We start from the raw sequence: 24,457 nt of genomic DNA on the forward strand, positions 1-24,457 counted from the left end.
GCATAGGCTTCGTCCATGCCCGAGACCGTCACCCCCGGCGACGTCCTGGGGGAGCGCTACCGCCTGGAGCGGCCCCTCGGCGCGGGCGGCATGGCGACCGTCTGGCGCGCGGCCGACCTCGTGCTCGACCGCGCCGTGGCCGTCAAGGTGCCCAGGGAGGGCTGGCCCGAGGAGTTCACGCGGCGGCTCCGGCAGGAGGCCAAGGCCGCCGCGGGGCTCGCCCACCCGAGCATCACGGGCGTGCACGACTACGGCGAGCAGGACGCCGTCCCGTACGTGGTGATGGAGCTGCTGGAGGGGGAGAGCCTCGCGGCGCGCCTGTCCCGCGGCCCGCTGCCCTGGCGGGAGGCGGCCGGGATCTGCGCCCGGGTCGCCGACGCGCTCGCCGCCGCCCACGACGCCGGGATCGTCCACCGCGACATCAAGCCCGCGAACGTCTTCCTGACCCCGGTCGGCGTGAAGGTCCTGGACTTCGGCATCGCCTTCACGGGCCCGTCCACGCCCGGCGGTCCCCTCCTCGGCACCCCCGCCTATGTCGCCCCCGAGCTGCTGACCGGCGCGCCGCCGACCCCGGCGGCCGACATGTACTCGCTGGGCGTCGTGCTCCGCGAGTGCGCGCCGGGCGACGCGGAGCCTCCGGACGTGATCGCCGCCCTCGTCCGGGACTGCCTGCGCGAGGACCCCGAGTCGCGGCCCACCGCCCGCGAAGCGGCCCGCGTCCTGGCGGACGCGGGCGGCGTCCAGCTCGCGCAACTGGCCACTCCCGGCGGCGCGGTCCGGGGGCCGGACGGCGATCCGCACCCGACGCGCGTCCTGGCCGGGCCGCCGCCCGCGGACCCGCCGGCGGCGTCCGCGCGGAAGCCGCTGATCATCGCCGGGGCCGCGGTCGGCGCGGTGGCGCTCGCGGCGGTGCTGCTGGCGGCCCTTGCGCCCGGCTCGTCCGACCGGACGGCCGCGCCGCCGCCCGCGAGCCCGTCGCGGACCGGGCCGGCCGCCTCCGCGTGCTCGGTGTCCTACCGGGTGGACGGGACGTGGCCGCAGGGCTTCCAGGCGACGGTGCGCATCACGAACCTGGGCGACGGCGAGATCGACGGGTGGCGGCTCGGCTTCGAGTTCCCGGACGGCCAGGAGATCACCCAGCTGTGGAACGGCAGCCGGGCGCAGGCCGGCTCGTCAGTGACCGTGACGGCGGCGGACTGGAACCGGTCGATCCCGCCGCACGGCACGGCGGAGTTCGGCTTCCTCGGCCGCCGGGACGGCGCCAACGGCGCGCCGGCGACGTTCACCCTGAACGGTGGCGCGTGCAGCGGATGACCGCCGTTAGTGGGAGCGCTCCCAATTTGTTTTCGCAGGTCAGCGCCGGTTCAGAGGAACTGGTGCCGGGCGGCCTATTGTGCCGCCCTCGACGAGGGCTTAGCATCCGGGCGCTCGAAGCGCTTCGACGCTGTTCGACCGGCGCCGCGGTCCCACCCCCGGAGGAGCCCATGATCAAGGCAGGCAGGAGCGCGGCCGTGCTCGGGCCGGTGCCCGCCTCCGCCCTCGGTGAAGACCTGCGCGTGACCGGGCGAGGAGACTGGAACGTTCTCCTCGTCAAAGCGACCGGTGACGAACTGGTCATCACTCTGGAAGGGGAGAACTGATGGGGTTCCCGGACGGGTTCCTGTGGGGTGCGGCCACCGCCGCCTACCAGATCGAGGGCGCGGCCCAGGAGGACGGTCGGGCGCCGTCCATCTGGGACACCTTCAGCCGCACGCCTGGCAAGGTCCTGGACGGCGACACCGGTGACGTCGCCACCGACCACTACCACCGGTGGCGGGAGGACGTCGCGACGATGGCCGCCCTCGGCATCGGCGCCTACCGGTTCTCCATCTCCTGGTCGCGGGTCCTGCCGGACGGCACGCCCAACCAGAAGGGCCTCGACTTCTACTCCCGCCTGGTCGACGAGCTGCTCGCCCACGGCATCGCGCCGGTCGCGACCCTCTACCACTGGGACCTCCCGCAGCACCTGGAGGACGCCGGCGGCTGGCCCGAGCGCGACACGGCCCGCCGGTTCGCCGACTACGCCGAACGCCTCGGGCGCGTCCTCGGCGACCGCGTCCACACGTGGACGACGCTGAACGAGCCGTGGTGCTCGGCGTTCCTCGGCTACGCGTCCGGCGTGCACGCCCCCGGACGCACCGACCCGGCGGCCGCGCTCGCCGCCGCCCACCACCTCAACCTCGCGCACGGCCTGGCCGTGCGGGCGCTGCGCGGCGTGACCCCGCCGTCCGCGCAGCACTCGGTCACGCTCAACCTGCACCACGTGCGCGGTGACGCCGAGGCCGTCCGTCGGGTGGACGCCGTGTCCAACCGCGTGTTCCTCGACCCGATGCTGGGCAACGGCTACCCCGCCGACCTGCTGGACGAGACCGCGTCCATCACCGACTGGGGCTTCGTCCGCGACGGCGACGAGGACATCGTCGCCGCGCCCCTGGACGTCCTCGGCGTCAACTACTACTCGCCGACCCTCGTCCGGGACTGGGACGGGACGTCGCCGCGCGCGCACGCCGACGGCCACCGGCGGGGCGCGGCGTCGCCGTTCGTCGGCTGCGACCGCGTCGAGTTCGCCGAGCAGCCCGGCCCCTACACGGCGATGGGCTGGCCGATCGACGCGAGCGGCATGGAGGAGCTGCTCCTGCGGCTCCGCCGCGAGTACCCGCACACGCCGCTCATGGTCACCGAGAACGGGGCCGCCTTCGACGACGCCGTGGCGGACGGCCGCGTCCGCGACGAGCGGCGCATCGCCTACCTGCGCGACCACATCGCGGCCGTGGAACGGGCCGGCGAGGCCGGCGCGGACGTCCGCGGCTACTTCGCCTGGTCGCTGCTGGACAACTTCGAATGGGCCTACGGCTACTCCAAGCGGTTCGGCCTCGTCCGCGTCGACTACGCCACGGGGGAGCGCACCTGGAAGGACAGCGCGCACTGGTACCGCGACACCCTCGCAGAGCATCGCGGGCCGGCCGCCGCCGGCCGCGGTTAGCATCAGATCCGCTTCGCCTCGCTTCGACGCCGACGGGACGTTGCATGGTCAAGATCACTGATGTGGTGCGGCACGCGGGAGTATCGCCGAGCGCGGTCTCCTACCCTGACCCGGCGCGCCGGCAGCGCGCCCGCCGCTCACTGACCGGCGAGAAGAGCCCGCCGCTAGGGCCGGACGTGAGGGGGGAGCTTCCCGGGCATGCGCAGGTGGTGGGCCATCTCGCCCGCCAGGTCCATGGCGATGCGGCGTTCGGTGAAGCGCCACCCGCCGTCGCGGCGCTCGAAGGCGTCGTGGTACGTGCCGCAGGCGATGGCCTGGAGCGGGAGCACCGGCGGGACGGCCTGGAGGACGGTGTAGTACGCCCTTGAGGTGGCGGTCCCGGCGTCCTCGTCCACCTCGATGGCGAGGTTCGTGGTGATGTGCCTGGTGCGCAGGGTGCCGTCGTCGTGGACGATCACCGTCTTCTCGAACATGCGGGCGATCGCGTCGCCGCCCCGGAGGGTGCCGCCGCTGCCGGTGAAGGCGGCGTCGGCGAAAAGGTCGCGGATGCCCGCGAAGTCCGCGCCGTCCACGCACTCGGCGTAGCGGTAGATCAGATTGGCGATGGCCTGGTGAGCGCACGGCATGGCCCATCATCGGCAGGCGGCCGGGGCGGGCCGGCCGCGGCTCCCGCTGAGCGGGACCGAATATCACATGTGCCGGTCAAATTGCGGCAAGCGGCATTGCACGAATGGGCAGACTTGATTTAATTGTTGACCGGTGGCCAGGTTGGGACTTGATCCGCCCTTGTTTGTGGGAGTTTGCGGCGCCTAATGTCTGGATGCGGCAGGGCGCCCACCACAATGCGGCGTCCGGCCCGGCCCATTGCCGCAGATCGCGGCGGGCGAATCCAGGGAGGAAGACATGCACATGTCGCGTTCCCGTTTCCGGTGGGCGGCCGTGCTGGCGGGAATGGCGGCCATCGCGCAGGCCGCACCCGCGCAGGCGGCCGGACCGGCCGGCTCCTACCGGCTCACGGTGGCGCCGGACCACGGACCCAGCACCGTGCGGAGCCTCTTCTGCGATCCGGACGGAGGGACGCTCGACGCGGCGTCCCGAGCCTGTGACCAGCTCAGGTCCGTCGACGGCGAGGTCGGGAGGATCCCCGCGCGCACGGGGGCCTGCACGCTGGAGTACGCGCCGGTCCGGGTGGGCGCGCACGGCCGCTGGCACGGCGCCCCCCGGCACTTCGAGCGGACCTATCCGAACCGGTGCGCCGCCGCGCGCGACACCGGCGGAATCCTTTTCGGCGAGTAGACCCACGGACCGCGGGCCGCCGGAATGGGGAAGCGGGGTGTGTCCGGCGGCCCGCATAAAAAGGAGACGCCAATGCTCGCATTCACCGGGCCGGACGTGCTGGTCACCTATGAGCGCACCGGCGGATTCGCCGGGATCCAGGAGAGGGTGACCGTGGGGAGAACGGGAGCGGCCCTCGTCAACGGCGAAAGGCTCACCCTGGGGGACGACGAGATGCGCGGCCTGCGGGACGCGCTCGACCGCGTCGTCACCACGGAGTCGTCGCAGGAGGGGTGCCGGGTGGCCGACCACTTCACCTACACCCTCGCCTACGGCGGCCACCGTGCCACGCGGTGCTGGCTGCCGTCCGACTGGCGCGCCGCCGTCGACCGGCTGGAGGCGCTGACCAGGCGATGAGGTCGGCCACCGGGCGAGGCCAGGCGATGAGGCCGGCCACCGGGTGAGGGGGGCGCCGCCCTCAGGCGCAGGCGCGGGTGTGCAGCTCGCGCATCGTCGCCTCGAGGGCGGCGACCGGGCCGTCCACCGGGACGCCCGGCGCGACCTCCTGGACGGGGATGGCGTTCACCGGGGCCGCCGGGGCGCCCAGCTCCGCGCGCAGCTCGACCAGCTGCCGGGACGACATGATGTACACGATGCGGCCGAGCCCGACCCAGGCGTGCGCCGCCGAGCACATCGGGCAGTGCTCGCCGGAGGTGAAGACGGTCGCCGCCGCGCGTTCCGCGGGCGCCATGTTCGCGGCCGCCCAGCGGGCGATCTCGAACTCGGGGTGGCGGGTCTGGTCGCCGCCCGCCGTCCGGTTGCGGTCCTCGAACAGCACGTCCCCGGAGGCGGCGACCAGCACCGACCCGAACGGCTCGTCGGCCCCCTCCAGGGCCTCGGCGGCCAGTTCGGCGCAGCGGTTCAGATGGCGGAGCTCATCGGCGGACGGTTCGTAACCCATCCGCCCATCGTAGATCACGCCGATTCGCGCAGGACCAGGTGCGGGCGCAGGATGACCACCGGGTCCTCGACGGTCTCGCCGCGGATCCGGGACACCAGCAGCCGCGCCATCTCCACGCCCATCTCCTCGGGCGACTGGTGGACGGTGCTGAGCGGCGGGTCGGCCAGCGGCGCGGCGGCCGAGTCGTCGAACCCGATCACCGCGACGTCGTCCGGGATGCGCCGCCCGCGCCGGTGCAGGATGCGCAGCGCGCCGAACGCCATCGGGTCGCTGGCCGCGAACACCGCGTCCACGCACGGCTGGCCGGCGAGGAGCTTCTCGGCGGCGGCGATCGCGCTGGCCTCGCCGAAGTCGCCGTACTCGACGTACTCGGGGAGCCCCGCGTCGGCGAGCGCCTCCCGGTAGCCGGCCAGCCGGTCGATGCCGACCCCCATGTCCTGGGGGCCGGCGATCGTCGCGATGTGCCGCCGGCCGCCGGAGATCAGGTGGCTGACGGCCTCGCGGGCCCCGCTGCGGTTGTCGACGTCGACGTAGCTGACCGGCGACAGGCCGGGCGGGCGGCCGCCGAGGACGGTCGGCACGCCGTTGGCCTCCAGCTTCGCGGGCAGCGGGTCCTCGGCGTGCAGGGAGGTGAGGAGCACCCCGTCCACGTGCTGCGTGGTGAGGTACTCCTCCAGCCGGCCGTACTCGGCGGGGGAGCGGGCGAGGGCGAGCAGCAGCTGCAGCCCGGTGTCGCCGAGCCCGTTGCTGATCCCGCGGATGATCCCGGCGAAGTACGGCTCGCCGAACAGCCGCTGGTCCGACTCGGCGACGACGAGCGCCACCGTGTCGGTGCGGCGGGTGACGAGCGTGCGGGCCGCGCGGTTCGGCACGTACCCGAGCTCGTCGATCGCCCGCAGCACCGCCTCGCGGGCCTGCGGGCTCACCCGCGGCGAGCCGTTGACCACGCGCGACACCGTGCCGCGGCCCACTCCGGCGCGCGCCGCCACCTCTTCCAATGTCGGGCGCGTGCTTCTGCCCGTCATCCGGCCCCCTTCGTCCGTACCGTCCACCGCCCCCCGGGTCAGGCCCGTTCGGGCAGCCCGCCCCGCCGGATCACCCCGGCGTACCAGCGCGCACTGTCCTTGGGCACCCGGCGCTGCGTGGCGTAGTCGACGTGGACCAGCCCGAAGCGCTTCGAATAACCCCAAGCCCATTCGAAATTATCCAGCAGGGACCAGGTGAAGTAACCGCCGAGCGGGACGCCGTCGGTGATGGCGTCGTGGCACGCGCGCAGGTGCGCGTCCAGATACGCGATGCGACCCGCGTCTTGGACCGTGCCATTCCCGTCAGGGGTCTCGTCGTAGCCCGCTCCGTTCTCCGTGATGTACAGCGGGAGGGACGGGTACTCGCGGTGCAGCCGGGTCAGCACCTCGTACAGGCCGCGCTCGTCGATCTCCCAGCCCATCCCGGTGACGGGCCGCCCGGCGGGGACGAACCGGACGTGGTCGCTGCCGACCCAGGGGGAGTGGGTCGAGAACGGCGACGACGCGGTCTGCGCCGCCTCGCCCGGGGTGCCGGCGACGGTGTGCCGCGAGTAGTAGTTGATGCCGAGCTGGTCGATCGGCTGGTGGATGACGGCCAGGTCGGCGTCCGGCGGCGTGAACCCGTAGCGGGACGCGTCGGCGAGGACGTCGTCGGGGTAGCGGCCGAGCAGCAGCGGGTCGAGGAACAGCCGGTTCTGCAGCCCGTCGATGCGGCGGGCGGCGTCCACGTCGGCGGGGTCGTCCGTCGCCGGGGACACCGCGTACAGGTTCACCGCCGCGCCGAACCTGTTGTCCGGGGTGCGCGCCCGCATGGCCTCCACGGCGAGGCCGTGGCCGAGCATCAGATGGTGCGCGGCCAGCAGCGACGCGGCGGCGTCCCGGCGTCCGGGCGCGTGCTCCCCGGACGCGTAGCCGAGGAACGCCGCGCACCACGGCTCGTTCACCGTCGTCCAGTGGCGGACGCGGTCGCCGAGCGCCGCGTGCACGTGCGCCGCGTACTCGGCGAACCGGTGCGCGGTCTCCCGCTCGGGCCAGCCGCCCTTGTCCTCCAGCGGCTGCGGGAGGTCCCAGTGGTAGAGGGTCGGCCACGGCTCGATGCCGGCCTCCAGCAGCGTGTCGACCAGCCGCCGGTAGAAGTCGAGGCCCTCGGAGTTGAAGGTCCCCGCCCCGGTCGGCTGCACGCGGGGCCAGGAGATCGAGAACCGGTACGAGGTCAGGCCGAGGTCGGCCATGAGCGCGACGTCCTCGCGGAACCGGTGGTAGTGGTCCACGGCGACGTCGCCGTTCTCGCCGTTGAGCACTTTGCCCGGCGTGCGGCAGAAGGTGTCCCAGATGGACGGCCCGCGCCCGTCCTCCCCGGCGGCCCCCTCGATCTGGTAGGCGGCGGTGGCGGCCCCCCAGCGGAACCCGGTCGGGAAGGGTGCGGCGGGAGCCGCGCTGGTGTCGTCCTGTAGGGAGGTCACGCCTTCACAGCACCTTCCATGATTCCGCCGATGATCTGGCGGCCGAAAATGATGAACACGACGAGGAGCGGCAGGATGGCCACGCTGGTGCCGGCGAACATGAGCGTGTAGTCCTTGAAGTACGCGTTCGCCAGGTTGTTGATGGACAGCTGCACCGTCGGGTTGTCGGGTTGCAGGACCGCGAGCGGCCACATGAACTCGTTCCAGGTCTGCATGAACGTGAACAGGCCGAGGACGCCCGCGGCGGGACGCAGCGCGGGCAGGACGACGCGCCAGTAGATGCCGAACGTGGTGCACCCGTCGACGCGGGCGGCCTCGATGAGCTCGTCCGGGACGGCCTGGTCGGCGTACTGCCGCATCATGAACACGCCGAACCCGGTGACCAGGAACGGGACGATGACCGCCTGCAGCTGGCCCGTCCAGCCCAGCTTCACCATGATCATGTAAAGCGGGATGATGCCCATCTGCACCGGGATCATCATCGTCGCGATGATGGTGAGCAGCAGCGCGTTCTTGCCGCGGAAGCGCAGCTTGGCGAACGCGAAGCCGGCCAGCGAGGCGAAGAACACCGTGGAGATCGTCACCGCGGCGGAGGCGAGCGCGGAGTTCAGCAGGCCCTTGGCGAAGTACGCCTCGGGGTTGTCGAACAGTCGGCCGACGTTGTCGGTGCCGTGCGCGCCGGGCAGCAGCGGCGGCGGGACGTCGGCGACCACGCTGTTGGTGCGGGTCGCAACGATGATCATCCAGTAGATCGGGAAGATCGACAGCAGCAGCGCGACGATCAGCGTGAGGTAGGTCAGCGGGCTCGCGTTCCACATGCCGCGGAACCGGCCGGGCCGCGCGGCGGCGTGCCGCGCCTTGCCGTCCGGGGCGTTCGGCCGCCCGCCGGGCCCTGCGAGGAGCGTGGTCACTTGGTGCCTCCCGTGCGCCGCACGGCCAGGAAGTTGATCAGGGAGAACACGATGATCATCACGAACAGCGCCCAGGCGACGGTCGCGCCGTAGCCGTACCGGTCATGGCCGAACGCGTTGTCGTACATGTACATCGTGATCGTCTGGAACTGGTGCATCGGGCCGCCGTCCATCTTGTTCGGCGTGCCGACGCTGAACAGGACGGGCTCGGTGAACAGCTGCAGCCCGCCGATCGTCGAGATGATCACCGTGAAGATGATCGTGGGCCGCAGCAGCGGCACCGTGATCTGCCAGAACTGCCGGATCCTGGAGGCGCCGTCGATCGCGGCGGCCTCGTACAGGTCCTTCGGGATCGCCTGCATGGCGGCCAGGTAGATCAGCGCGTTGTAGCCGGTCCAGCGCCAGTCGACCATCATCGCGATGGCGATCCAGGACCAGCCGCGGCTGCTCGACCAGTGGATCGGGTCGATGCCGACCAGCCCGATCACCCAGTTGATCATGCCCCAGTTGGTGTCGAACATCTGGGTGAACACGATCGCGACGGCGGCGGTCGAGGTGACCAGCGGGGCGACCATGCCGATCCGGAACATGGTGGGGAGCCGCATCCGCCGGTTCAGCGCGTTCGCGACCAGCAGCGCGATCAGCAGCTGCGGGATCGTCGAGACGGCGAAGATGCCGAGGGTGTTGACCGTCGCGTGCCAGAAGTCGGCGTCGGTCAGCAGGTAGTCGTAGTTGTCGAGCCCGACGAACTTGCGCGTGCCGGACGCGAGCTCCCAGTCGTGCAGGGAGACCCAGAGGGTGTAGACGAGCGGGAACGCGCCGAAGATCAGGAAGACGATGTAGAACGGCGAGATGAAGGCATAGGGCGCGCCCTTCACATCGAGCCGGGACAGGCGGGCCCGCCAGGTGCGGCCGGGGCCCGGGCGGGCCTTCGCGGGCGAGTGCGGCGGGCCGTTCCGGCTGGGGCGCAGATCGGTGGTCATCGTCGTGCGCCTCCTTTCCGAGGACGGGACGAAGCGGGAGAGGCGGGATGGGAACGGCGGCGGCGCCGGCGGGGAGGTAGCGGCGCGGCGCCGCCGCCGTGGTCACGGGTCGCCGGGGGTTACCTGGCGGCCTTCTTGGCCTCGTCGACGGCCTTCGTCCAGGCGTCGCCCGGCTTCTGCCTGCCCTGGCCCACGGAGATCAGCACGTTCTCGACCGCGGCCCGGACGTCCTCGTTCTTCGGCCCGAGGTGGACGGGCTTCACGCCGGCCGCCAGCTCACCGAAGATCTTGCCGACCGGGGCGTCGCCGAAGTAGGCGCTCTTCGCGCCCGCGACCGCCGGGTCCTGCGCGGCCTGCGGCGAGGACGGGAAGACGTTCGCGGCCTTGTACGCGGCGACCTGGCCCTCGGGGGAGGTCAGGAACTCGGCCAGCTCGGCGGCGGCCTTCGCGTGCTTGGTCTGCTTGGGCACGGCGAGCCACGAGCCGCCCCAGTAGCCGGCGCCGCCCGGGGTCTTGGCGACGTCCCACTTGCCCTTGCCGAAGTCGCCGGAGAACTCCTCGATGCCTCCGAGCATCCAGGACGGGCACGGCAGGGTGGCGAAGGTGTTCCGCTTGAGGGCGGTCTGCCACGGCGGAGTGAAGATCGACATGTCCGCGGTGAGCTTGTTCTCCGCGAACTTCAGCGAGGTGTCGAACGCCTGCTTGACGGCCGGGTTGCTGTCGAAGACGAGGTTGTCGCTCTTGTCGAAGAAGCTGTAGCCGGGGCCGTTGCCGGCGTTCTGCAGGGTCGTGGCGCGGAAGACGGCGGTCGGGCCGTCCAGCCACTTGGCGCCGGGCACCTTCTCCTGGAACTTCTGCCCGGTCGCGAGGAACTGGTCCCACGTCGCCCAGAGCTGGCCGACCTCCTCGCGGTCGGTGGGCAGGTCCGCCTTCTTGAAGAGGTCCTTGCGGTAGCACATGGCGAGCGGGCCGATGTCGGTGCCGAGGCCGACGAGCTGCTTGCCGTCCGGGCTGACGCCCATCTGCCACTTCCACGGCAGGAAGTTCTTCTCCAGGTCCTTGCCGCCGTGGTCGAAGAGGTTGACGAACTTCGTCTTCTGCTGCATGTACAGGGGGAGGATGCCCTCCTCCAGCATGACGACGTCGCCGGCGCCGCTTCCGGTGGCCATCCACTGCTGGATGCGCGGCTTGTACTCGTCCAGCGTGGAGACCTTGCGCTGCTTGATCTTGACGTTGGGGTGGGACTGCTCGTACTGCTTGTAGAGCGCGTCGTAGCCCGGCTCGCCGAAGACGTCGACGGTCAGCTCGATCGGCCCGCTGTCAGAGCCTTTGTCGCCGTCCCCGTCGTCGCCGCCGCAGGCGACGGACAGGCTGCCGACGAGTACGGCCGCCATCGCCGTACTCAGTCCGCGCCGCATGATGGCCCTCATGGCGGACCCCTCTCAGGTTGTGTTGTGCAGTGCTGTGGGAGCGCTCCCACGAAGGAAAGACCGTGACCGGGCTCACTGTCAATGCGCCGAAACATAACCGTTACAACAACCTAGCGGCGGGGACGGCGTGGTCAGGCCCGATCCGACCACTGGTCAGAGGTCGGTCAGACCTTTGCGACCAGGGGTTCAGCCCCTGGTGAGGGGGGTCGGCCGGGCCGCCGCCGGGGCCGGCGCCGTGGACCGGCGGACGACGAGCTCCGGCCGGTACAGCAGCTCCGTCCGCGGCGCGCGGGCGCCGCGGATCTCGTCCAGGACGGTGCTCACCGCGGCCATCGACATCTCCCGCACCGACTGCCGGATCGTGGTGAGCGGCGGGTCGAGGTAGGCGGTCAGGAGCGAGTCGTCCATGCCGGTCACGGACACGTCCTCGGGCACCTGGAGGCCGCGCGCCCGCGCCGCCCGGATCGCGCCGAGCGCCATGATGTCGTTGCCGCCGCAGATCGCCGTGCAGCCGGCGTCGAGCAGCTTCGCCGCCGCGGCCTGGCCGCCCTCGACCGTGTACATCGTGTTGACGATCAGCTCGTCCACCTCGGCGGGCGCGAGGCCGGTGTGCGCCGCCATGCCGCGGCGGAACCCCTCGGTCTTGCGCCGCGTCGGCACGTACACGTCCTGGCCGATCGCCAGCCCGATGCGCCGGTGGCCCATTGCGGCCAGATGCCCGACGATCGCCTCCAGCGACGCCACGTCGTCGTTCGAGACGTACGGCGCGTCGATGTCGGGCCGGTACCCGTTCACCAGGACGATCGGGAGCGCCTGCTCCAGCAGCCGCGCGTAGCGGGCCCGGTCGGAGTTGGCGTTGGCGTGCAGGCCGTTGACGAAGATGATCCCCGCGACGCCGCGCTCCAGCAGCATCTCGATGTAGTCGTCCTCGGCGACGCCGCCCGGCGCCTGCGAGCACAGCACCGCCATGTACCCGTGCCGGGCGAGCGCGCTCTCGATCACCTCGGCGAACGCCGGGAAGATCGGGTTGGTCAGCTCCGGGATGATCAGGCCGATCAGCCCGGCCCGCTGCTGGCGCAGCCGGGCCGGGCGCTCGTATCCGAGCACGTCAAGGGCGGTCAGCACCGCCTGGCGCGTGGTCGGGGACACGCCGGGCTTGCCGTTGAGCACGCGGCTCACGGTCGCCTCGCTCACCCCGGCGTGTGCCGCGATGTCCGCCAGGCGCGTCGTCATGGGTTTCAAGTTATCCCTCCTCGACGTCCCACCACAGAGCGGTGTCCGGGGGCAGCTCCAGGTGGCCGCCCTCCGTGTGGACCGGTCCGCTCGCGAGGAGCGGCGTTCCGCGAACGGGGAGGCGGACGGCGCGGCCGCCGGTGTTCACCGCGCACGCGAGCCGCCTCCCCCCGTTCTCCCGGACGAAGACAAGTGTGCCGGTTGGGCCCGCCTCCCAGCGCAGCCCGCCGTCGCCGAGCGCCGGATGCTCGCGGCGGACGCGCAGCGCCTCCTGGTAGAGGGCCAGCATGGAGCCCGGGTCGGCGCTCTGCGCGGCGACCGTCAGGCCGCGCCACGCGGGCGGGATCGGGAGCCACGACGCGGCGCCCGCGCCGAAGCCGAACGGGGGCTCCTCGCCCTCCCACGGCAGCGGGACGCGGCAGCCGTCGCGGCCCGCGCCCTCGCCGCGCAGCCGCTGCGGGTCCCGCTGGAACTCCTCCGGCAGGTCGAGCACCTCCGGCAGGCCCAGCTCCTCGCCCTGGTAGACGTAGGACGAGCCGGGCAGCGCGAGCGTCAGCAGCGCCGCCGCGCGGGCCCGCCGCAGCCCCCGCTCGCCGTCGCCGTACCGGGTGACGTGCCGTTTCACGTCGTGGTTCGACAGCACCCAGGTCGCGGGCGCGCCGACGGCGGAGGCGGAGCGGAGCGACTCCTCGATCACCTTCCGCAGCCCGTCCGCGTCCCAGGGGGCGGTCAGGTAGTGGAAGTTGAACGCCTGGTGCAGCTCGTCCGGACGGGTGTAGTGGGCGAGCCGCTGCGGCGTGGGCGCCCATGCCTCGGCGACGGCGATCCGCTCGCCGTCGTAGGAGTCGAGGAGGCGCCGCCATGCGCGGTGGATGTCGTGCACGGAGTCCTGGTCGAAGTACGGCAGGACGGCCGTACCGAGCATCTCGACCTGGTTCGCGTGGCCGACGTCCGGCAGCCCTGGGGCCTTGGCCATGCCGTGGGCGACGTCGACGCGGAAGCCGTCCACGCCGAGGTCGAGCCAGAACTTCAGGATGTCGGCGAACTCGGTGTGGACCTCGGGGTTCTCCCAGTCCAGGTCGGGCTGCTCGGACGCGAACAGGTGCAGGTACCACTGGCCGTCCGGCGCCCGCGTCCAGGCGGGCCCGCCGAACACCGACTCCCAGTCGTTCGGGGGCTGCGCGCCGTCCGGGCCCCGTCCGTCCCGGAAGATGTAGCGGGCGCGTTCGGGGGAGCCGGGCGGCGCGGCGAGCGCGGCCTGGAACCAGGCGTGCCGGTCGGACGTGTGGTTCGGCACGACGTCCACGATGATCCGCAGGCCGTGGGCGTGCGCGTCCGCGATCAGGTCGCGGGCGTCGGCGAGGGTGCCGAACAGCGGGTCGACGTCGCGGTAGTCGGCGACGTCGTAGCCGAAGTCGGCCATCGGGGAGACGTAGAACGGGGTCAGCCACAGCGCGTCCACGCCGAGGCCGGCGAGGTAGGGCAGCCGGGACCGGACGCCGGGCAGGTCGCCGACGCCGTCCCCGTCGGAGTCGGCGAAGCTGCGCACGTACACCTGGTAGATGACGGCGTCGCGCCACCAGCGGGCGCCCGCCTCCTCGCGGGAGGCGTGGGCGAGCAGGGCGTCCTGGGTCATGAACATCCTTCGAATCGGGAGCCCCCGGGGAGCTACTTGACGCCGCCGGCGGTGAGCCCGGCGACGATCCGGCGCTGGAACACCAGCACGAGGGCGATGAGCGGGACGGTCACGATCACCCCGGCCGCCATCTGGGTGCCGAACGGCTGGTCGAACCCGGAGACGCCGGTGAACTTGGAGATCGCGACCGTGGCGGTCTGCATCTCCTTCTTGTTGACCACGGACAGCGCGATGAGGAACTCGTTCCACGAGGCGATGAAGGTCAGGATCGCCGTCGTGAACACCCCGGGCGCCGCCAGCGGAATGATGATCTTGCGGAAGGCCTGGCCGCGGGTGCAGCCGTCCACCATCGCGGCCTGCTCCAGCTCGAACGGCAGCTGCCGGAAGAACGCCGTGAGCAGCCACACCGACAGCGGCAGCGCGAAGCCGAGGCCGGGCAGCACCATCGCCTGGTACGTGTTGATCCACTTGATGTCCGTGAAGAGCTTCAGCAAGGGGACGAGCTGCGAGATTCCCGGGAACATCGTGGTCGCGATGATCAGCCCGAGCACCGCGTTCTTGAACCGGAAGTCGAGCCTGGCCAGCGCGTACGCGGTGAACGTGCCGATCAGCAGGGTCAGCGCGGTCGTGCAGCCGGCCACGACGACGCTGTTCAGCAGGGCCCGCCCGAACCCGTTGTCGCCGGAGAAGACCGCGGAGAAGTTCTCCCACGACCACCGGGACGGGACGACCGAGTTGTCGAACTGGTCCTGCGGGCGGCGGAACGCCGAGACCGCCATCCAGTAGAACGGCGCGAGGCAGTACACCGCCACCGCCGCGAACCCGAGGTAGGGCAGCAGCCGTTTCGCCCGCGTCATGATGCCGCCTTCCCGCGCTTGGACTGCCGGCGCGCCTCGCCGATGATGTCGGCGCCGAGCAGCTTCACGAACAGGTACGCGATCAGCGCGATGTACAGGAACAGGACGGTCGCGTACGCGGCCGCCGACCCGTACCGCAGGTTGGACGCCTCGAACCAGGCGATCATCGTCAGCGTCTCCACCGACTTCTGGTTGACGCCGATCAGCACCGCGGGGAGGTCGAACATGCGCAGGACGTCCAGCATGCGGAACAGCACGGCGACGAGCAGCGCGGGCTTCACCAGCGGCAGCGTGATCCGGAGGAACTGCTGGACGGGGCCGGCGCCGTCCACCCGCGCCGCCTCGTAGACGTCCCGGGGGATCATCTGGAGCCCGGCGAGGACGAGCAGCCCGATGAACGGGGAGGTCTTCCACACTTCGGCGACGACGATGGCCATCTTGGCGGGGAACCCGTCGGCGGTCCACAGGATCTGCCGTCCCAGCAGGGCGTTCGCGGCGCCGTCCGCCTGGAAGATCCACCGCCACAGCAGGCCGGAGATCGCGGTGGGGATCGCCCACGGGACGAGGATGCTGGCCCGCACGATCGCCCGTCCGCGGAACGCCTGATGCATGATCAGCGCCATCGCGACGCCGATCAGCGTCTCCAGCACGACGGTCGTCAGCGTGAAGAACGTGGTGTTGGAGAAGGCGTTCCAGAACGCGTCGGCGCGGTCGCCCTGGAAGATCGCGGTGTAGTTGTCCAGGCCGACGAACCGGTCGCCCTCGACGACGAACCCCTGCGCGTCCAGGCCCTCGCCGCGCGCGTACAGCGACTCGCGGAACCCGGCGAGGACGGGGTACCCGATGACCAGCGCGAGGACGAGCAGCGTCGGCGACAGCAGCAGCGCGGCGAGGCGCTTGGTCCCCTGCACGTCGCGCCCGCGCCGGCGGGGCGCGTCCGCCGCGGAGGTGCCCGCGGCGGACGGCGTCTCGACCGTGGTCACTGCGCGGTCAGCGGCTGGAGCTCGGCCTGCAGGTCCGACAGGGCCTGGTCGACGGGCTTCTTCCCGGTCACCGCGTCGTACATCTCGCCCTGGATCGCGGCGGTCACGTCGCCGTACTTCACCGCGACGGGGCGCGGCGTGGCGTTCGCGATGGCCTGCTTCAGGACGGGCAGGTACGGGAACTTCTTCACCATCTCCGGGTCGTCGTACAGCGCGGCGACGGTCGGGGCCTGCGAGGTGGCGAGCAGGTTGGCGCGCTGCGACTGCTCACCGGTGAGGTACCGGATGAAGTCGAGCGAGGTCGCCTTGTTCTCGGCGAACGCGGAGATCGCGAGGTTGTGGCCGCCGAGGTTGGCGACGCCGGGTCCGTCCGGGCCGGGCAGCGGCGCGACCGCGAACTTGCCCGCCACCTTGGACGAGCCGTCGTCGGAGTCGGCCAGCGCGTACTGGTAGGGCCACTGCCGCTGGAAGACGAGCTTGCCGGACTGGAAGTAGCGGCGCCCGCCCTCGGTGTCGAGGGTGACGGCCTCCTTCGGCATGTGCCGCTTCTTGGCGTCCACGAGGAACTCGACGCCCTGCTTGGCCTGCGGGGTGTTCAGCGCGGGCTTGCCGTCCTCGCCGATGATGGCGCCGCCGGCGCCGCCGATCGCCTCGACCGCGCTGATCGTCATGCTCTCGGTCTTGTTGACCTCGGTGAAGAAGCAGTCGATGTCCTTGGCGTCGGGCAGTTTCCGGACCTTCTCGCAGGCGTCCCACATCTCGTCGTAGGTCTTCGGCGGCGCGGAGATCCCGGCCTTGTCGAGGAGGTCCTTGCGGTAGTAGAGCATCCCGGCGTCGGACGTGGACGGCACCGCGTACAGCCGGTCGCGGTACTGCCCGGTGGTGATCGTCGCGGGCAGCATCTCGGACAGCTCGACCTTGTCCTTGGGCAGCTCGCTCAGCCAGCGGTTCGCGGCGAACTCGGCGGTCCACACGACGTCGAGGTTCAGGACCGAGTACGCGTCCGACTTGGTGGTGGCGTTCTGGATCATCTGCTGCCGCTGGTCGTTGGGTTCGTCCGGCAGCTCGATGACGCGGACCTGCTCCTTCGCGTGCCCGGCGTTCCAGCCGTCCACCTGCTTCTGCAGGTAGCCGGAGCGGTCCTTGCCGGTGACGAAGGTGATGGGGCCGCGGCCGTCCAGCGCCGCCGCGCCCGCGCCGCCCGCGGTGCCGCCGCCGTCATCGCCGCCGCAGGCGGAGAGCGAGAGCGCGACGGCGGCGCAGACGGCCGTGGCGCCGATCAGGGGGATGCGCCGCATGTGTCCTCCTTCGCGGGACGGACCCTCGCCGGGGCCGCCGCCCCGCAGGTCCGTACTGGGGGTGACTGGACCGGGACGTTAGCAACGCGTTTCAGTCTCGTAAACCTCTTGCAGAAACTTTCTGCAAGTCTGTAGCCGATCTGTAATCGGCTTACAGCCGCCCGACAATCCGCTCGACGCGCCCGCGGGCCCTGCGCGAGGCTGCCTCCGTGACGATTCCCGACCCCGAAGCCGCCCTGGACCTCGTCCGGCACCACACGATCCTCTCGGTGGTGACCGGGTCGCGAGCCTACGGGCTGGCGACCGGCGCGAGCGACGTCGACCGGCGCGGCGTCTACGCGGCCCCGGCCCCGCTGTTCTGGCGTTTCACCAAGCCGCCGACCCACGTGGACGGCCCGCTGCCCGAGCAGTTCTCGTGGGAGCTGGAGCGGTTCTGCGAACTCGCGCTCGGCGCGAACCCGACCGTCCTGGAGTGCCTGTGGTCGCCGATCGTGGAACAGGTCACGCCGGTCGGCGAGGAGCTGCTGGCCGTCCGCCGGGCCTTTCTGTCCCGGCACGCGCACCGCACGTTCCTCCGCTACGCCGAGTCCCAGTTCCGCAAGCTGGAAGGCGACTTGCGCAACGGCGGCGAGCCGCACTGGAAGCACGTCATGCACATGCTGCGGCTGCTGGTCAGCGGCACCCACCTCGTCCGGCACGGCGACCTCCGCGTGGACGTCGGCGACCTGCGCGACCGGCTCCTCGCCGTCCGCCGCGGCGAGGTCGGCTGGGACGAGATCGAAACGTGGCGCGCCTCCCTCGCCACCGACCTCGACGAGGCCCTGGCCCGCACCACCCTCCCACCCGAACCCGACCGCGAGACGGTCGAGGGCCTGCTGATCTCCATCCGCCGCAGGAGCGTGACCCGATGAGACTCCCCGAAGGCATGACCGGCCGCGGCGACCTGCGCGACGTCCCCGGGAGCCGTCGTGGCCTTCACGACTTGGTGGTTCGTGCGCGCCTACGCTGAACCCTGCGGTGCCTCCCCTGCGTGCCACCGGTTGTACGGACCGTTTGGACGCAACCACCTGGATACGTCGCCACGTACCAGAGGTGATTGCGGAGCCGAGGAAGGGGAGCGATGCGCGAGCAGGGCATCGACCAGAAGGACATCGCGGAGGCGGAGCTGCGGACCAGGCGGGGCGTGTTCCGCGCCGTCGCGTTCCGGGACCCGGTCGACGGGCAGGAGCACATGGCGCTGGTGCGGGGCGACGTCCGGGGGCGCGCGGACGTGCTCGTCCGGATGCACTCCGAGTGCATGACGGGCGACATCTTCGGCGCGACCCGCTGCGAGTGCGGCGACCAGCTCGGCGCGGCGCTGGACGCGATCGTCCGCGAGGGCGCCGGTGTCCTGGTCTACCTGCGCGGGCACGAGGGGCGCGGCATCGGGCTGGTGGCGAAGGTCCGCACCCACATCCTGCAGGACGACCAGGGCCTCGACACCGTCGACTCCGCCACCGCCATCGGGCTGCCGGTGGACGTCCGCGACTACGGCCCCGCGGCCCGGATCCTGCGCCATCTCGGCGTCCGGTCGGTGCGGCTGATGTCGAACAACCCGGTCAAGGTGAGCGCGCTGGAGTCCTACGGCGTCGCCGTCGCGGCGCGGCTGCCGCTGCTCGTCCCGGTCAGCGACGACAACGTCCGGTACCTGACCGCCAAGCGCGACCGCCTCGGCCACGACCTGCCCCAGCTGGACGGCGCGCTCCTCGACGAGGCGCCGGTCAGCGAGGTGCGCTGATGGCGCGGCCGATGACGCTGACGCGGCTGGCGCCGCCGGTGCGGGCGCCGGTCCCGCTGCCGCGCCGGCCCCGGCTGACCCGCGGCCCCGAGCTGGGTCTCGCGGTGGCGGCGCAGCTCGCGCTGCTGGCGGTGCTTCGTCCCGGCCAGGCGGGCCTGGCCGTGGGCGTCGGATACGCGCTGGCGTCGTGGGCGCTGCTCGGCCGGGCGTTCCGCCGGCGGCGCGCGCTGGGGCCGGCCGACCACGTGACGCTGGCCCGGGTCGTGCTCACCGGGGGCGTCGCGGCGCTGGTCGCGGGGCATCTGGCAGGTGGCGGGCACACCGCGGCGCTGGTCGCGGCCGCGTCCGTCGCGCTGCTCCTGGACGGGGTGGACGGCCAGGTCGCCCGCCGCACGGGGACGGCGTCCAGGCTCGGCGCCCGGTTCGACATGGAGACCGACGCGTTCCTGGTGCTGGTGCTGAGCGTCGAGGTCGCCTGGTCGGCGGGCGCGTGGGTGCTCGCGATCGGCGCGATGCGGTACGCGTTCGGCGCGGCGGCCTGGGCGGCGCCGTGGCTGCGCGCCGACCTGCGGCCGAGCGTCGCGCGCAAGGCCGTCGCGGTGGTGCAGGGCGTGGTGCTGCTCGTGGCCGCGGCGGGCGTCGTCCCGCACGCGGGACTGCTGGTGGCGGCGGCGCTCGCGCTGCTCGCGTGGTCGTTCGGACGGGACGTGCTGTGGCTGTTCGCGCGGCGCGGCGGACGGGCGCGGGCCGCCCGGGGGAGGAGCACGGATGGAGCGCGACGCGCGCGCCTTCTGGATCCGGTCACCCGGTAGGGGGGAGATCCGCGATGCCGTCCTGCCGCCGCCCGGACCGGGGGAGGTGCTGGTCAGGTCCGTGTACTCGGGCGTGAGCCGGGGGACCGAGGCGATCGTGTTCCGCGGCGGCGTCCCGCCGAACCAGCACGCGATCATGCGGGCGCCGTTCCAGGACGGGACGTTCCCCGGCCCGGTCAAGTACGGGTACCTGAACGTCGGCGTGGTCGAGGACGGCCCGTCCGAGCTGGCCGGGCGCACGGTGTTCTGCCTCTACCCGCACCAGACCCGGTACGTCGTCCCGGCGAGCGCGGTCAGCGTCGTCCCGGACGACGTGCCCCCCGAGCGCGCCGTCCTCGCCGGGACGGTGGAGACCGCGGTGAACGCCCTGTGGGACGCCGCGCCGCTGGTCGGCGACCGCATCGCCGTGGTCGGCGCGGGGATGGTCGGCTGCTCGGTCGCGGGCGTCCTCGCCGGGTTCCCGGGGAGCCGGGTCCAGCTGGTCGACACCGACCCGTCCCGCGCCGCCGTCGCGACGGCGCTCGGCGTCGAGTTCGCGTCGCCCGACCGGGCCGCCGGGGGCTGCGACCTGGTCGTCCACGCGAGCGCGAGCGAGGCGGGGCTGGCGCGGTCGCTGGAGCTGCTCGCCCCGGAGGGGCAGGTCGTCGAGCTGAGCTGGTACGGCGACCGCCGGGTCAGCGTCCCGCTCGGCGAGTTCTTCCACTCGCGGCGGCTGACCGTCCGGGGCAGCCAGGTCGGCGCCGTGCCGCCGTCCCGGCGGGCCAGCCGGAGCTTCGCCGACCGGCTGGCGCTGGCGCTGCGCCTGCTGGCGAACCCCGCGTTCGACGCGCTGATCACCGGGGAGAGCCCGTTCGCCGCCCTGCCGGACGTCATGCCGGCGCTCGCGGACGGCGGGATCCCCGCCCTGTGCCACCGGATCGTCTACTGAACCGCCCACTGAACCGAGGAGGACGCTGTTGTTCGGAATCACCGTCCGCGACCACGTCATGATCGCGCACAGCTTCCGCGGCGAGGTCTTCGGACCCGCGCAGCGGCTGCACGGCGCCACGTACGTGGTGGACGCGACGTTCCGCCGGGCCGATCTCGACCCGGACGGGCTCGTCGTCGACATCGGCCTCGCCACCCGCGAGCTGGGCGAGGTCCTGGGCGGGCTGAACTACCGCAACCTGGACGACGAGCCGGACTTCGCCGGGGTCAACACCTCCACGGAGTTCCTCGCCAAGGTCATCGCCGACCGGCTCGCCGGCCGCGTCCACGCGGGCGCGCTGGGCGAGAACGCGCGCGGCCTGTCCGGCATCGCGGTGGCGCTGCACGAGTCGCACGTCGCCTGGGCCAGTTACGAGCGCGACCTGTGACCGCGCCGGAGACCTGCGTCGTCGTCCCGGGCGGCATCGACGACGGCGGCGCGCCGAGCGGCGGCAACCGCTACGACCGGCGGCTGTGCGACGAGCTGGCCGCGTCGGGGCGTCCGGTCCGCGAGGTCGCGGCGCCGGGCGCGTGGCCGCGCCCGGACGCGGCGGCGCGGGCCGGCCTCGCCCGCTCCCTCGCCGCGCTGCCCGACGGCGCCGTCGTCCTGATGGACGGCCTCGTCGCGTGCGGGGTGCCGGACATCGTCGTCCCGGAGGCGGGGCGGCTGCGGCTGGCCGTCCTCGTCCACCTCCCGCTGGGGGACGAACCCGGGCAGGACGACCTGAACGCGGGCGAGCGCAAGGTCCTGGACGCCGCCGGGGCCGTCGTCGCGACCAGCCCGTGGGCGAAGGACCACCTCATCGCGCACCACGGCCTCGACCCGTCCCGCGTGCACGCCGTCGCCCCCGGCACCGACCCGGCGCCGCTCGCGTCCGGGACCGACGGCGCGTCCCGCCTGCTGTGCGTGGCGTCGGTGACCCCGCGCAAGGGGCACGACGTCCTCGTGGAGGCGCTGGCCGCGCTCGGGCACCTGCCGTGGCACTGCGAATGCGCCGGCCCGCTGGGCCGCGACCCCGGCCATGTGACGCGGCTGCGCCGGCTGATCGGCCGGCATGAGCTCGGCGGCCGCGTCGACCTCGCCGGGCCGCTGACCGGCAAGCGGCTGGACGACGCCTACGCCGCCGCCGACCTGCTCGTCCTCCCCTCCCGCGCGGAGACGTTCGGGATGGTGGTGACCGAGGCGCTCGCGCGCGGCGTCCCCGTCGTCGCGACGGCGGTGGACGGCGTCCCCGACACGCTCGGCTGGGATCCGACCGGCGCCGTCCCCGGCCTGCTCGTCCCGCCGGACGAACCCGGCGCGCTGGCCTCGGCGCTGCGCCGCTGGCTCGTCGAGCCCGAGCTCCGGGGCCGCCTGCGCGCCGCCGCCCGGCTGCGCCGCGGCATGCTGCCCGGCTGGGACGACACGGCCCGCCGCATGGCCGCCGTCCTGTCCCGGCTGCGCAGGGAGGCGCGATGACCGGCTACTCGCCGTCGTGGCTCGCGCTGCGGGAGGGCGCGGACGCCGCCGCCCGCGCCGCCGAGCTGCTCGACCCGCTCCGGGCCGCGCTCCCGCCGGACGAGCCGCTGGTCGTCTGGGACCTCGGCTGCGGCACCGGCTCGCTCGGCCGCTGGCTGTCCGGGCGGCTGCGCGGCCCGCAGCACTGGATCCTGTACGACGACGACCCCGCCCTGCTCGACCTGGCCCGCGGCAACGCCTACGCCACCGCCGACGGGCCGCCCGCGACGATCGAGACGCGCGCGGGCGACCTCGCCGACCTGCGCGCGTCCGACCTGGTCGGCGCGTCGCTCGTCGTCGCGTCCGCGCTGCTGGACGTGCTCACCGCCGCCGAGATCGACGCGATCGCCGCGGCGGCCGGCTGCCCGGCGCTGCTCACCCTGTCGGTCGTCGGCCGCGTCCGGCTCTCCCCGGCCGAGCCGCTCGACGCCGAGTTCGCCGCCGCCTTCGACGCCCACCAGCGCCGCGGCGGCCGGCTCGGGCCGGACGCCGTGACCGCCGCGATCAAGGCGTTCGGCGGCCGCGGCGCCACCGTGCTGACCCGTCCGAGCCCGTGGCGGCTCGGCCCCGGCCGGGCCGCGCTGACCGCCGCCTGGCTGCGCGGCTGGGTCGGCGCCGCCGTCGAGCAGCAGCCCGGCCTGGGTCCGTTCGCGGACGACTACCTGAGCCGCCGCCTCGCCGAATGCGCCGGAGGCCGGCTCACCGTCGAGGTCCACCACCTGGACCTGCTCGCCCTCCCTGGGGGAACACCATGAAAAGGCTCTGGCCCTGGGGGCGACTGCTCATCGGCCTGGGCATCCTCGCCGCACTGCTGTGGTGGCACAGCACGGACGCCTTCGTGGCGGCGCTCCACGCGATCGATCCCGGATCCATCATGTTCGCGCTCGCCATCGGGCTCCTGACCACGGTGCTCAGCGCGGTCCGCTGGTGGCTCGTCGCGCGGCGCCTCGGCCTGCACCTGCCCGTGGCCGGCGCCATCACGGACTACTACAGGTCCCAGTTCCTCAACGCGGTGCTCCCGGCAGGCGTCCTGGGGGACGTGCACCGTGCGGTGAGCCACGGCCACCGCTCCGGGGACGTCGCCCGTGGGGTGCGGGCCGTGTTCCTCGAACGGGTCGCCGGCCAAGGCGTCGCCGTCGTCGCGGGCGTCGCAGCCCTGTTCGCCTACCCGGCGCTGATGTCGGCCATGGCCCCGGCCCTGATCCCGGTGGGGGCCATGCTCGTGCTGCTGCTGGTTCTCGCGCGCTGGAAGCATCCCGCTCTGGCGTCCACGTTCACCGACCTGCGCGCCGCCGCGCGCGCTTGGCCGGGCGTCGTGGGCCTGTCCGTCGCGGCGCTGGCCGGTCATCTGGCGCTGTTCATCGTCGCGGCCCGCCTGGCCGGGGCGACGGCGCCCGTCCTCCAGCTGGTGCCCCTCCTGCTGCTGGCGCTGCTGGTCATGGTGCTGCCGATCAACGTCGGCGGCTGGGGGCCGCGCGAGGCCGTCCTCACCCTGGCGTTCGGCGCGGCCGGGCTCGGCTCAGCGCAGGGCCTGACCGTCTCCGTCGTGTACGGGGTGCTGAGCCTCGTCGCGTGCCTGCCCGGCGCCGCGACCCTGCTGCTGAAGCACCGCGAGGACGTCCCCGAACGCCGCGACAAGGCTCCGCAGCGCGTCCCGGCCCTTGCCGGCGCGGGCCAGTGAGGGGCGCCCGATGACGCCCGACCCGGTGTAGGCCGCCATCCCCGCCGTCAGCAGGTGCCGCCGGTCGCCGGCCAGGTGATCGGCGGTCTCGTACCCGTCCCGGACCAGCTCGGGGTGGGCGTGCAGCAGGATCGAGGTCTCCAGCTCCCCGGCGTGCATGTCGCCGTCCCCGGACGTCTCGACGCCCGCCGCCCGCCTGGCCGCCTCCCAGTCGTCGAACCCCGGGAAGAGGGCCATCGCGCCGTGCGCCTCCTGCACGACGTTGCCCAGCACGTAGTTGCCCCCGTGCCCGTTGACCAGCACGAGCTTCGGCACCCCGGCCCGCCGCAGCGACTCGGCGACGTCCCCGACCACCGCGTGCAGGGTCGCCGCCGAGATGCTCACCGTCCCGGGCCAGCCGGCGTGCTCATGCGAGCACGAGATCGTCACGGGCGGGAGCGTCCGCACCGCATGCGTCTTCGCGATCTCCGCCGCCAGCGTGCAGGCGATCACCGTGTCCGTCGTGAGCGGCAGGAACGGGCCGTGCTGCTCGAAGCTCCCCACCGGCAGCAGGGCGACGGGGGCGTCCGGAACCTGGGAGCTCGTATGCGTCGGCAACATGCACCCCACCCTGCCGCACCCGCCCGGCGGCGGAAACCAGCGCCAT

General features: G+C 72.9%; 25 protein-coding genes and 1 pseudogene. 13 read left to right on the top strand and 13 right to left on the bottom strand.

Annotation, left to right across the window (positions count from 1 at the left end):
- Window positions 1-15: 15 nt before the first annotated feature.
- The 3 genes from ACA511_RS22305 (at window position 16) to ACA511_RS22315 (ending at window position 3,022) form a co-directional block, all read left to right on the top strand.
- Complete coding sequence (locus tag ACA511_RS22305) at window positions 16-1,314, top strand: cellulose binding domain-containing protein (protein ID WP_375026476.1); 1,299 nt, start codon at window positions 16-18, stop codon at window positions 1,312-1,314.
- Between the two features lie 170 nt (window positions 1,315-1,484).
- Window positions 1,485-1,640 (top strand): hypothetical protein, encoded by a 156-nt coding sequence (locus ACA511_RS22310; protein ID WP_375026477.1) that lies wholly within the window; start codon window positions 1,485-1,487, stop codon window positions 1,638-1,640.
- Window positions 1,640-3,022: a GH1 family beta-glucosidase gene (locus ACA511_RS22315; RefSeq protein ID WP_375026478.1), complete on the top strand. Its 1,383-nt coding sequence runs from the start codon at window positions 1,640-1,642 to the stop codon at window positions 3,020-3,022. Before ACA511_RS22310 ends, ACA511_RS22315 begins: the two co-directional genes overlap by 1 nt.
- Window positions 3,023-3,186: 164 nt before the next feature.
- Here the strand turns inward: ACA511_RS22315 and ACA511_RS22320 are convergent, their stop codons facing one another.
- Window positions 3,187-3,648 (bottom strand): nuclear transport factor 2 family protein, encoded by a 462-nt coding sequence (locus ACA511_RS22320; protein ID WP_375026479.1) that lies wholly within the window; start codon window positions 3,646-3,648, stop codon window positions 3,187-3,189.
- Window positions 3,649-3,925: 277 nt separating this feature from the next.
- Here ACA511_RS22320 and ACA511_RS22325 point away from each other — a divergent pair, with 277 nt between their 5' ends.
- Window positions 3,926-4,318: an SSI family serine proteinase inhibitor gene (locus ACA511_RS22325; protein WP_375026480.1), complete on the top strand. Its 393-nt coding sequence runs from the start codon at window positions 3,926-3,928 to the stop codon at window positions 4,316-4,318.
- A gap of 72 nt (window positions 4,319-4,390) precedes the next feature.
- Entirely contained in the window at window positions 4,391-4,714 is a 324-nt protein-coding gene (locus ACA511_RS22330; RefSeq protein ID WP_375026481.1) for a hypothetical protein, read from the top strand.
- Between the two features lie 61 nt (window positions 4,715-4,775).
- Here ACA511_RS22330 and ACA511_RS22335 read toward each other — a convergent pair whose 3' ends face one another.
- From ACA511_RS22335 to ACA511_RS22385, 11 genes are all read right to left on the bottom strand, one after another.
- Window positions 4,776-5,258, bottom strand: a complete 483-nt coding sequence (locus ACA511_RS22335; RefSeq protein WP_375026482.1) for a nucleoside deaminase — start codon at window positions 5,256-5,258, stop codon at window positions 4,776-4,778.
- 14 nt (window positions 5,259-5,272) lie between these two features.
- Complete coding sequence (locus tag ACA511_RS22340; protein WP_375026483.1) at window positions 5,273-6,283, bottom strand: LacI family DNA-binding transcriptional regulator; 1,011 nt, start codon at window positions 6,281-6,283, stop codon at window positions 5,273-5,275.
- Between the two features lie 38 nt (window positions 6,284-6,321).
- On the bottom strand, window positions 6,322-7,746 hold the full coding sequence (locus tag ACA511_RS22345; protein ID WP_375026484.1) for a GH1 family beta-glucosidase: 1,425 nt from the start codon (window positions 7,744-7,746) through the stop codon (window positions 6,322-6,324).
- Window positions 7,743-8,564, bottom strand: coding sequence for a carbohydrate ABC transporter permease (locus ACA511_RS22350; protein WP_375026940.1), 822 nt, complete (start codon window positions 8,562-8,564; stop codon window positions 7,743-7,745). Before ACA511_RS22350 ends, ACA511_RS22345 begins: the two co-directional genes overlap by 4 nt.
- Before the next feature lie 89 nt (window positions 8,565-8,653).
- Entirely contained in the window at window positions 8,654-9,640 is a 987-nt protein-coding gene (locus ACA511_RS22355) for a carbohydrate ABC transporter permease (protein ID WP_375026485.1), read from the bottom strand.
- Window positions 9,641-9,759: 119 nt separating this feature from the next.
- Entirely contained in the window at window positions 9,760-11,070 is a 1,311-nt protein-coding gene (locus ACA511_RS22360) for an ABC transporter substrate-binding protein (protein WP_375026486.1), read from the bottom strand.
- A 186-nt stretch (window positions 11,071-11,256) separates the two neighbouring features.
- On the bottom strand, window positions 11,257-12,303 hold the full coding sequence (locus tag ACA511_RS22365) for a LacI family DNA-binding transcriptional regulator (protein WP_375026487.1): 1,047 nt from the start codon (window positions 12,301-12,303) through the stop codon (window positions 11,257-11,259).
- A gap of 10 nt (window positions 12,304-12,313) precedes the next feature.
- Window positions 12,314-13,939, bottom strand: coding sequence for a glycoside hydrolase family 13 protein (locus ACA511_RS22370; RefSeq protein WP_375026488.1), 1,626 nt, complete (start codon window positions 13,937-13,939; stop codon window positions 12,314-12,316).
- Between the two features lie 32 nt (window positions 13,940-13,971).
- Entirely contained in the window at window positions 13,972-14,796 is an 825-nt protein-coding gene (locus ACA511_RS22375) for a carbohydrate ABC transporter permease (RefSeq protein WP_375026489.1), read from the bottom strand.
- Window positions 14,793-15,779, bottom strand: coding sequence for a carbohydrate ABC transporter permease (locus tag ACA511_RS22380; protein ID WP_375026490.1), 987 nt, complete (start codon window positions 15,777-15,779; stop codon window positions 14,793-14,795). The genes ACA511_RS22375 and ACA511_RS22380 overlap by 4 nt, the downstream gene beginning before the upstream one ends.
- Window positions 15,776-17,077, bottom strand: coding sequence for an ABC transporter substrate-binding protein (locus ACA511_RS22385; RefSeq protein WP_375026491.1), 1,302 nt, complete (start codon window positions 17,075-17,077; stop codon window positions 15,776-15,778). Before ACA511_RS22385 ends, ACA511_RS22380 begins: the two co-directional genes overlap by 4 nt.
- A gap of 209 nt (window positions 17,078-17,286) precedes the next feature.
- On the opposite strand from ACA511_RS22385, the gene ACA511_RS22390 reads away from it, so the two are divergent.
- The 8 genes and pseudogenes from ACA511_RS22390 to ACA511_RS22425 form a co-directional block, all read left to right on the top strand.
- Window positions 17,287-17,988: a DNA polymerase beta superfamily protein gene (locus ACA511_RS22390; RefSeq protein WP_375026492.1), complete on the top strand. Its 702-nt coding sequence runs from the start codon at window positions 17,287-17,289 to the stop codon at window positions 17,986-17,988.
- Between the two features lie 209 nt (window positions 17,989-18,197).
- Window positions 18,198-18,854 (top strand): GTP cyclohydrolase II, encoded by a 657-nt coding sequence (gene ribA / locus ACA511_RS22395; RefSeq protein WP_375026493.1) that lies wholly within the window; start codon window positions 18,198-18,200, stop codon window positions 18,852-18,854.
- Window positions 18,854-19,666, top strand: coding sequence for a CDP-alcohol phosphatidyltransferase family protein (locus ACA511_RS22400; RefSeq protein WP_375026494.1), 813 nt, complete (start codon window positions 18,854-18,856; stop codon window positions 19,664-19,666). The genes ribA and ACA511_RS22400 overlap by 1 nt, the downstream gene beginning before the upstream one ends.
- The gene (locus ACA511_RS22405) at window positions 19,623-20,594 is read left to right on the top strand and encodes a zinc-binding alcohol dehydrogenase (protein WP_375026496.1); all 972 of its coding nucleotides are present in this window, start codon (window positions 19,623-19,625) and stop codon (window positions 20,592-20,594) included. Before ACA511_RS22400 ends, ACA511_RS22405 begins: the two co-directional genes overlap by 44 nt.
- A gap of 28 nt (window positions 20,595-20,622) precedes the next feature.
- Window positions 20,623-21,021, top strand: coding sequence for a 6-pyruvoyl tetrahydropterin synthase family protein (locus ACA511_RS22410; RefSeq protein ID WP_375026498.1), 399 nt, complete (start codon window positions 20,623-20,625; stop codon window positions 21,019-21,021).
- The gene (locus ACA511_RS22415; protein WP_375026499.1) at window positions 21,018-22,091 is read left to right on the top strand and encodes a glycosyltransferase family 4 protein; all 1,074 of its coding nucleotides are present in this window, start codon (window positions 21,018-21,020) and stop codon (window positions 22,089-22,091) included. The genes ACA511_RS22410 and ACA511_RS22415 overlap by 4 nt, the downstream gene beginning before the upstream one ends.
- Window positions 22,088-22,885 carry a methyltransferase domain-containing protein gene (locus tag ACA511_RS22420; RefSeq protein ID WP_375026501.1) on the top strand — a complete coding sequence of 266 codons (798 nt, stop codon included), beginning with the start codon at window positions 22,088-22,090 and terminating at the stop codon, window positions 22,883-22,885. Before ACA511_RS22415 ends, ACA511_RS22420 begins: the two co-directional genes overlap by 4 nt.
- Window positions 22,882-23,646 (top strand): annotated as a pseudogene (locus tag ACA511_RS22425) (lysylphosphatidylglycerol synthase transmembrane domain-containing protein); the annotation flags it as partial. The gene ACA511_RS22420 and the pseudogene ACA511_RS22425, both read left to right, overlap by 4 nt.
- Before the next feature lie 3 nt (window positions 23,647-23,649).
- On the opposite strand, the gene ACA511_RS22430 reads toward ACA511_RS22425, so the two are convergent.
- A complete protein-coding gene (locus tag ACA511_RS22430) occupies window positions 23,650-24,411 on the bottom strand; it encodes a creatininase family protein (RefSeq protein ID WP_375026502.1) in 762 nt (253 codons plus the stop codon).
- Between the last annotated feature and the right edge of the window lie 46 nt (window positions 24,412-24,457).

Origin of the sequence: Actinomadura sp. GTD37, assembly GCF_041951365.1 — a bacterium.
In the GTDB taxonomy this organism is placed as follows: Bacteria; Actinomycetota; Actinomycetes; order Streptosporangiales; family Streptosporangiaceae; genus Spirillospora.